Origin of the sequence: Inquilinus sp., assembly GCF_039594555.1 — a bacterium.
Taxonomy (GTDB): domain Bacteria; phylum Pseudomonadota; class Alphaproteobacteria; order DSM-16000; family Inquilinaceae; genus Inquilinus.
The window spans coordinates 1-8,309 of sequence record NZ_JBCNNF010000304.1 but is presented as its reverse complement, the minus strand read 5'-3'; the positions used below and the strand labels follow the sequence as shown (position 1 = coordinate 8,309).

Genomic DNA, 8,309 nt, shown 5'->3' with positions numbered 1-8,309 from the left:
CACTGATCACGTTGAAATCGCATCCCTTCGAGGGTGGCCATCCGGACCATGACGCCACCAGCTTTGCCGTCCACGCCGCGCGCCGCCTGCTGCAGCGGCAGGGAGAGCCTGCACCCGGGATCGCCGAGATGGCCTTCTACCATCTCGGTCCCGATGGCCTTGTGCTGCAGCGCTTCCCGCCGGGCGGCCCCCCCGGGATCGTCCTGAAGCTCGCGGAGGCGGATTGGGAGGTGAAGCGGCGCATGCTGGCCTGCCACGAGACCCAGCAGCGCACGCTGGCGCCCTTCACCGACTGGGTCGAGCGGTTCCGCCCGGCGCCGGCCTACGACTTCACGCTGCCGCCGAATGACGGGCGGCTGCACTACGACGCCTGGCCCTGGGGCCTGCGGGGGGCGGAGTGGCCGGGCCTCGCCGCCGCCGCCCTGGCGGAACTGGAGCTGAATCCGCCGCCATGGCCATGACCGTCCTCAATGTCGCCTATCCGTTGGCGCCGGTCGGCCCCGATGCGGTCGGCGGGGCGGAGCAGGTTCTGTCCGCCCTCGACCGCGCCCTGGTCAGCGCCGGGCACCGCTCGCTGGTGGTGGCCTGCGAAGGCTCCGACGTCGCCGGCACGCTGTGGCCGATCCCGGCCGAGTCCGGGCCGCTCGACGATGCGGCGCGGCAGCGCGCCTGGACGGCGCAGCGCCGGACCATCGCCGAGTGCCGCCGCCGCTGGCCGGTCGACCTCGTGCACCTGCACGGCATCGATTTCGACGCCTATCTGCCGGCGGACGGGCCGACGCTGGTCACCCTGCACCTGCCGCTCGGCTGGTACCCGGCCGTGGCGCTGCAGCCCGCGCGGCCCGACCTCTGGCTGCATGGCGTGTCCGAAGCGCAGTGCCGCGAGGCCCCCGAAGGCGCGCGGCTGCTACCGCCCATCCCGAACGGCGTCTCGGTCGGTGACGACGTGGGCCCCCACGCCAAGCGTGGCTTCGCCCTGATGCTCGGCCGGATCTGTCCGGAGAAGGGCATCCATCTCGCCCTCGACGCGGCCCGGCAGGCCGATGTGCCGCTGCTCGTGGCCGGCCGTCTGTTCCCCTATGACTCCCATATCCGCTATTTCGAGCAGGAGGTGGTGCCGCGGCTCGACTCCCGGCATCGGTTCATCGGGCCGCTCGGCCTGCGGCGGAAGCGGCGCTTCCTGGCTGCCGCGCGCTGTCTGGTGGTGCCGAGCCTGTGCCCGGAGACCAGCTCGCTGGTGGCGATGGAGGCGCTGTCCTGCGGCACGCCGGTCGTCGCCTTCCCGAGCGGCGCCCTGCCGGAGATCGTCGATCACGGCCGCACCGGCTTCCTGGTCAAGGACGTGGCGGAGATGGCGGAGGCGATCCGCGCCGCCGCCGGCCTCGACCCCGCCGAATGCCGTGCCGAGGCCGTCCGGCGCTTCTCCCTCGACCGGATGGTCGACCGTTACATCGCGGTCTATCAGAGGCTGGCGGCCCGTGCGCAGCCGGCGCCGGCGCTGCGGGCCCTCGGATGACCACCGCCGAGGTGCTGACGGAGGAGACGGCGCTGGCCGCGCTCGAGCCGGAATGGTGGGCGCTCTGGTCGCGCTGTCCGGAGGCGACGCCGTTTCAGTCCCCGGCCTGGCTGCTGCCCTGGTGGCGCTGCTTCGCACCCGGCCGGCTGCGGACGATCGCGGTGCGGCAGGATGGCCGCCTGACCGGCCTGGCGCCGCTTTATCTCGAAGACGGTCCGCGCGGCCGGCGGCTGCTCCTGCTCGGGCTCGGGACCACCGACTATCTGGACGTGCTGCTCGACCCGGACCACGCCGAGCCGGCGACCGCGGCGATTGAGCAGACGGCCTGCGGCCTGGACTGGGAGGCGTGGGAGCTGGAGGAGCTGGCGCCCGGCGCCGCCTCTCTCCGGCTGGGTTGTCCGGCCGGCTGCGCCGAGACCGCCGGCGGGCACAGCGCCTGCCCGACGCTTGATCTGGCCGGGCCGGACGACCTGTCGCTCTGCGTCCCGGCCCGCCGGCGCAAGCAGCTGCGGCGGGCGCTGGCGCTGGCGTCCAGGCGCGGCACGACCACGGTCGAGCCGGCCGGGGACGATGCCGAGGGTTTCCTCGACGACCTGCTGCACCTGCACGGTGCCCGCTGGGCCGAGCGGGGAGAGTCGGGGCTGCTGCGGGATGAGGCGGTGCAGCGCTTCCATCGGGCCGCCCTGCCGGGGCTGGTCCGGTCGGGCCTGGCGCGCCTCGCCCGGCTGCGGATCGGCGGGCGGGTGGCCGGCGTGTTCTATGGCCTGTCCGACCGCGGCCGGACCTACGCCTATCTCGGCGGCTTCGACCCGGACTACGCCCATGAGAGTCCGGGGGCGATCCTGATCGGCGATGCCGTCGCGGCCACGCTCCGCGAGGGCGGGCGCGAGTTCCACTTCCTGCGCGGCCGCGAGGACTACAAATACGGCTGGGGCGCGGTCGACCGCTGGAACCATCGCCGCAGCTTCCGGAGGGGCTTGGCGTGACCCTCGACCCGGCCCTCGGGGCGGCCGGCTGTCCGCAGGCGCTCTGGCCAGCCCTTCGCGACTGCCTGGCGGGCGAGCTCCCGGTCGCCTCCGCCCTGACGCAGCTGCTGATCCATGCCGAAAGCGGACCGGCGCTGACGCGGCTGCTGGCGGCGGTGGATGCTGCCCTGCCCGCAGGCGAGATCGCGGTCCGGCGCCGGCTGCAGGCGCTGCGGCGGATGCATGGCGAGCATCCGCAGGCCTGGGAGACGATCCAGGCCGTCCTGCGCGAGGTCCGGCACGATGACGCCGCGATGGACGAGGCGCAGGCGGTCGAGGCTTTCGCCCAGGCCTTCGACCGCGCCGCCGGCGTCTCGCCCGAGGCCAGCGTCGCCCTGCACTCCTTCGGCGACCCCGTCCGGCTGGAGCGGGTGACGGCGGAGGTGGTGCGGCGGATGGCGGAATGGGGGCTGCTCGGGCCCGACCGGGTGGTGCTGGATCTCGGCTGCGGCATCGGCCGCTTCGCCGTGGCGATCGCCGGGCATGTCCGGCAGGTGGTCGGCCTCGACATCTCTGCCCGGATGGTCGAGGAAGCACGCCGGCGCTGCGCCGGGCTGGCGAATATCGAGATCCGTCGGACCTCCGGCCGGGACCTGGCGGGCATCGCCGACGGGACGATCGACACCATCCTGGCGGTGGACAGCTTTCCCTATCTGGTTCTGGCGGGCCCGGCGCTGGTGCGGCGCCATGTCGAGGAGGCGGCGCGGGTGCTGAGGCCCGGCGGCCACCTCCTGATCCTCAACCACTCCTATCGCGGCGATGCCGAGGCCGACCGCCGCGAGCTGGCGGAGCTCGCCGCCGCGACCGGGTTCCGTTTGCGCCTGGCCGGAACCCGCCCCTTCGCCCTTTGGGACGGGCTCGCCTTCCACCTGGTCAGGAACCGGTGACGCTTCAGGGCGTCACCGCACCCGCCTTGGCCGTCAGCCCCGCGCCCTCCCGGGCCGCGCGGAAGCCGACCGCCAGGGCGGGGAGGGCGGCGGCCTGCTCCTCGGCGAAATGGGCGATGGTCTTGCGCAGGCCGTCTTCCAACGCGATCCGGGGCGACCAGCCGAGCAGGCTCCGTGCCCGCTCGATATCCGGCCGGCGCCGCTGCGGGTCGTCCACCGGCAGCGGCTTGCGCACGATGCGGGAGCGCGAGCCGGTCAGGGCCAGCACCCGCGTCACCAGCTCGCGCACCGTCAGCTCCACCGGGTTGCCGAGATTGACCGGGCCATCGGGCGAGGTCCGGCAGGCCATCAATCGCATCAGCCCGTCGACCAGGTCGTCAACATAGCAGAAGGATCGGGTCTGCTCCCCGGTGCCGTAGACGGTGATGTCGTCGCCGGCCAGCGCCTGGGTCACGACGTTCGACACCACCCGCCCGTCATCGGCCCGCATCCGCGGCCCGTAGGTGTTGAAGATCCGGGCCACCCGTACTTCGACCCGGCCGGCGCGCTCGAAGTCGAAGGTCAGCGTCTCCGCAGCCCGCTTACCCTCGTCGTAGCAGGCGCGGGGGCCGGTCGGGTTGACGTGGCCCCAATAGCTCTCGGCCTGCGGATGAACCTCCGGGTCGCCATAGACCTCGCTGGTCGAAGCCAGGAGGAACCGCGCCGCCTTGCGCTCGGCCAGCGCCAGCAGGTTGCGGGTGCCCAGCACGCTGGTCAGCATCGTGTGCTCGGGGTCCGACTGATATTGCGGCGGCGACGCGGCGCAGGCGAGGTTGAAGACCAGATCCACGGAATTCCGGGAAATCGCGGCGGGCACGGGTGCGATGACATCGGCCTCAACCAGGTCGAAGCGCGGATCGCGCGCCAGGTGCCGCAGATTGTCCCGCCGCCCGGTGCGGAGATTGTCGAGGCACAGCACCCGGAATCCGTCCGCGAGCAGCGCGTCGCAGAGATGGGATCCGATGAAGCCGGCACCCCCGGCGACGATGGCGGTGCGCTGTTTGCCGTTCTTCATGATCATCCTCTCTCGTTGACGTCCGCCTACTTCACGACACGGAGATGTGGGCGGGCCCCGCCCCGGCTGCGGTCGCCGCCGCTCGCGGCGGCGCGGACGCGGCGCTGCCTCGCCAGCTCCTCCACCCGCCGCAGGAGCGTTTCCTCCAGTTCCGCCGCGCGGCGGGTGGAGGAGTGCTCCGCCAGGACGCGCTGCCGCGCCGCCTCGCCGATGGCCCGGCGCAGCGGCTCGGGGGTCTGGGTCAGCAGCCCGGCCACCTCGTCGCTGCCGCGGGCCAGGCAGATCTCGATGCCCGGGGCGAAGATCGTCTCGATGCCGTCCCAGAGATCGGAGATCACGGGCGTGCCGCAGGCGGCGGCCTCGAACAGCCGCACGCTCGGGCTGTGGCCGGCGCGGATCATGTCGGCGCGGGTGACGTTCAGGGCGAAGCGGCAGGAATTGTAGAAGGCGCAGTGCTCGCGGGGCGGCACATGCTCGATATGCGTCACGTTTCCAGGCCAGCGGATGTCGCGTGGGAACTGCGACCCGGCGACGACGAAGCGCAGTTCCGGCAGCCTGCGCGCCGGCTCCAGCAGCAGCCGCTCCAGCGTCGGCTGACGGTCCGGGCTGTAGGTGCCGAGATAGCCGAGATCGTAGCGCGACGGTCCCGGGGCGGGCCGATAGGCTTCGGTGTCGACGGAGCAGTACAGCGGCAGCGCCGCGGCGGCGCCGTAGCGCTGTTCCAGATGCGCCAGGGTCGGGCCGCCGGTGAAGGACAGGTACAGGTCGAAGCCGGGGATCAGCTCGGGCGACAGGTATTCGAAGTCGCCGCGCTCCAGCTTCGCCAGCGTTACCGGCGTGTCGATGTCGTAGAAGGCGGTGACCCCGGTGGCGGCGCCCTGCACCCAGGCCGCGACGGAGACGCCGTCGGCGACATAGGAGCCGACGATCACGGCATCGGCGGCCGCGACCTCCGCACGATAGGCCGGCAAGGTGTCGACGCCGGAATAGAGCTCCAGGCGGCAGAAGTCCGGATCCGGCAGGTCGCGGTTCTCGGCGTACCAGGGCTGGTCCTGCTCCAGGAACAGGATGTCGTGGCCGCGCCGCGCCAGGGCCCGCAGCAGCGCCCGGTAGGTGGTGGCGTGGCCGTTGCCCCAGGAGGAGGAAAGGCTGAGCCCGATGAAGACGAGACGCAGGGGGCGGGTCATGCGGCTGTCCTTTCGCGCTTCGCCTCGGCCGTCTCGCGCAGTAGCGCGTCGACCTGGGCGCCGCGGCGGGCATAGGTGTGCTCCGCCAGGATCCGGGCGCGGGCGGCCGCGCCGATGGCCTGGGACCGGTCGCGGTCCAGCGCCTGCAGATGCGCCGCCACCTCGGCGCCGTCGCGGGCGACCAGCACCTCCTCGTCCGGCTTCAGGAACAGCTCGATGCCCTCCCAGGCATCGGTGATCAGGCAGCCGCCGGCGCCGGCCGCCTCGAACACCCGGGTGGCGGGGGAGAAGCCGGTGGCCGCCATGCTGTCGCGGGCGATGTTCAGCACCGCCAGCGGCGTGGCGTTGAAGGCGTTGTGGTCGGCCGTGCCGACATGGCCGATCCAGCGCGTGTTGCGCGGCATGGCGCGGTCCTCCCAGCCGGCGCCGCCGATCAGGAAGCGGCGGTCGGGCAGCCGCGCCGCCGGGGCCAGGAAGAAGGCGGCGACCCGGGCCTCGCGATCCGGCAGCCGGTTGCCCAGGAAGGCCAGGTCGCACTCGAAGCGCGGGTCGGGCGGCGCCGGATGATGGGTTTCGGGGTCCAGGGCGTTGTAGATCGGCACGCAGCGCCGGGCGCCAAGCGCCTCATAGGCCGCGACCACCGGCGGACCGCCGCCATAGGTCAGCACCATGTCGAGGTCGGGCAGGGCGCGCCGCAGCGGGTGGTCCGGGCCGCCGCGCTGCAGCTCGGCCAGGGTCGCCGGCGCGTCGACATCCCAGAAGATCCGGATCGCGTCCGGCCGCGCCGCCGCCATCGTGCCTTCGATCAGCAGGTCGTCGAACACGCCGACGCCGCTGGCCTTGACCACCACATCGGCCAGGGCCGCCTCGGCGATCACCGCACGCGCGGCCTCCTCGGTGGCGGGATAGACGCGGACCTCGGCCCAGCCCGGCGGGTCGATGTCGCGATGCGACTGCCGGTCGAAGGCGTCGGGCTCGTAGAAGGTGACCCGGTGGCCGCGGCCGGCGAGGTCGCGCAGCAGGCCGCGATAGTAGGTGGCGGCGCCGTTCCAGTAGGAGGACAGCAGGCTGGATCCGTAGAAGGCGATCCTCATGCGACGGACTCCATCGGTGTGGCGGTGCGCAGCCGGGCCAGGATCGCCAGCAGCTCGCGCATGCGGTGGGCACAGCTGTGCCGGGCGCGGATCGTCTCCAGGCCGCTGGCGGCCAGGCTGCGGCGCAGCTCCGGATCGTCGCGCAGGGCGGTCAGGTGGCGGGTCATCTCCGCCCCGTCCTCCGCGACCAGGTAATCCTGGCCGGGCCTGAACAGGCCTTCGGTGTCGTGCCACGGCGCGCAGGCCAGCGGGATGCCGCAGGCCAGGGCCTCGAACACCCGGATCGTCGGAATGCCCGGCAGCCGGTCGACATAGAAGCGGCGCGGCACATGGACGGTGGCGAGATGTCGGGCGAAGGCGGCCGGCACCTCCGCATTGGCCAGCCAGCCGTGATAGCGGGCACCCTCGACGGCCAGGCGCGACAGCGCTTCCCGCGGGTAGCGCACGCCGTGGATGTCGAGCGGCAGCCCGGCGGCCCGGGCCGGCTGGAACAGGAAGGTGTCGAGCTCGGCGCTGCGCTCCTCATCACCCCAGTTGCCGACCCAGATCAGCCCCTCGCGCGGGCCCTCCTGGTCCGGCGGCCGGAACAGGCGGGTGTCGGCCGCCTCGTGCCAGACGAAGGCGCGGCGGCCCCAGCCCCAGCGCCGGTAGACCTCGGCCAGCGCCGCGCCGAAGGCCAGCACACCGTCATAGCCGTCGAGGTCGAAGCGGTGGATCGCCTCGGGATCGCTGACGGCGCGGTGATGGGTGTCGTGAAACAGCGCCGTGAAACGCCCGCCGCGGCGTCGCAGCCGGCCGATGGCGGCCACCAGCGCGGGGTCGTTCCATTCATGGACGATGACGGCGTCGGCGCCGTCCAGCGCCTGCTCCAGGTCGAGATCCGGCCCGTAGGCGGTCGAGGACAGCTCGGGATAGGCGCGCTGCCAGGCCTCCAGCGCCTCCTCGCCATGGTCGTGCAGCAGGTTCGCCACGCTCCAGGCGCCGGCCGGCTCGTAGGCAGCGACCTCATGCCCGGCATGGATCAGCTCGCGCAGCACGCCGCGCAGGAAATGCGCGTTGCCGTGGTTCCAGCACGAGCGCAGGGAATGGGTGAAGTAGACGAATTTCATTCCGCCGCCTCCCGTGCAGGCCGCCGTGCCGCCGTGGCCAGAAGGCCGCGGTACAGGCCGGCCATCCGGTCGGCCATGGCGGCGATGGTGAAGCGCGCCGCCCGCCGGCGCGCGGCGTCGCCCAGCCGCTCCCGCAGCTCGCGGTCCCTCAGCACCTGGCCGAGGGCGGCGGCGATGGCGGTTTCGTCGCGCGGCGGCACGAAGATCGCGGCGCCGGTCCACAGCTCGCGGAAGGTCGGGATGTCGGACAGCACCAGGGCGCAGCCGGCCTGGGCCGCCTCCAGCACCGCCAGGCCGAACGGCTCGAACAGCGCGGTGGAGGCGAAGACCGGCCGCCGGGCCAGGCAGTCGCGCAGGTCGTCCCCGCCGAGATTGCCGAGGCACAGCGCATGGCGCGGCGTCGCGCGGGCGCCGTTCGGGCCTTGCAGCGGGCCGGC

General features: G+C 73.2%; 9 protein-coding genes. 4 read left to right on the top strand and 5 right to left on the bottom strand.

Going from position 1 to position 8,309, the window contains the following annotated elements; translation table 11 throughout:
- The 4 genes from ABDW35_RS26200 to ABDW35_RS26185 form a co-directional block, all read left to right on the top strand.
- Positions 1 to 461: hypothetical protein (locus ABDW35_RS26200; protein ID WP_343716801.1), on the top strand; the 461-nt coding region annotated here is incomplete at its 5' end.
- The gene (locus ABDW35_RS26195) at positions 452 to 1,516 is read left to right on the top strand and encodes a glycosyltransferase family 4 protein (RefSeq protein WP_343716800.1); all 1,065 of its coding nucleotides are present in this window, start codon (positions 452 to 454) and stop codon (positions 1,514 to 1,516) included. The genes ABDW35_RS26200 and ABDW35_RS26195, both read left to right, overlap by 10 nt.
- Positions 1,513 to 2,502, top strand: coding sequence for a GNAT family N-acetyltransferase (locus tag ABDW35_RS26190; protein WP_343716799.1), 990 nt, complete (start codon positions 1,513 to 1,515; stop codon positions 2,500 to 2,502). Before ABDW35_RS26195 ends, ABDW35_RS26190 begins: the two co-directional genes overlap by 4 nt.
- Positions 2,499 to 3,428, top strand: a complete 930-nt coding sequence (locus tag ABDW35_RS26185) for a methyltransferase domain-containing protein (RefSeq protein ID WP_343716798.1) — start codon at positions 2,499 to 2,501, stop codon at positions 3,426 to 3,428. Before ABDW35_RS26190 ends, ABDW35_RS26185 begins: the two co-directional genes overlap by 4 nt.
- 4 nt (positions 3,429 to 3,432) lie before the next feature.
- On the opposite strand, the gene ABDW35_RS26180 is transcribed toward ABDW35_RS26185, so the two are convergent.
- The 5 genes from ABDW35_RS26180 to ABDW35_RS26160 all read right to left on the bottom strand — a co-directional run.
- The gene (locus ABDW35_RS26180) at positions 3,433 to 4,482 is read right to left on the bottom strand and encodes a UDP-glucuronic acid decarboxylase family protein (protein WP_343716797.1); all 1,050 of its coding nucleotides are present in this window, start codon (positions 4,480 to 4,482) and stop codon (positions 3,433 to 3,435) included.
- Between the two features lie 26 nt (positions 4,483 to 4,508).
- The gene (locus ABDW35_RS26175; RefSeq protein WP_343716796.1) at positions 4,509 to 5,669 is read right to left on the bottom strand and encodes a glycosyltransferase; all 1,161 of its coding nucleotides are present in this window, start codon (positions 5,667 to 5,669) and stop codon (positions 4,509 to 4,511) included.
- Entirely contained in the window at positions 5,666 to 6,763 is a 1,098-nt protein-coding gene (locus ABDW35_RS26170) for a glycosyltransferase (protein ID WP_343716795.1), read from the bottom strand. Before ABDW35_RS26170 ends, ABDW35_RS26175 begins: the two co-directional genes overlap by 4 nt.
- The gene (locus tag ABDW35_RS26165; RefSeq protein ID WP_343716794.1) at positions 6,760 to 7,872 is read right to left on the bottom strand and encodes a glycosyltransferase; all 1,113 of its coding nucleotides are present in this window, start codon (positions 7,870 to 7,872) and stop codon (positions 6,760 to 6,762) included. Before ABDW35_RS26165 ends, ABDW35_RS26170 begins: the two co-directional genes overlap by 4 nt.
- Positions 7,869 to 8,309: glycosyltransferase family 4 protein (locus tag ABDW35_RS26160; protein ID WP_343716793.1), on the bottom strand; the 441-nt coding region annotated here is incomplete at its 5' end. The genes ABDW35_RS26165 and ABDW35_RS26160, both read right to left, overlap by 4 nt.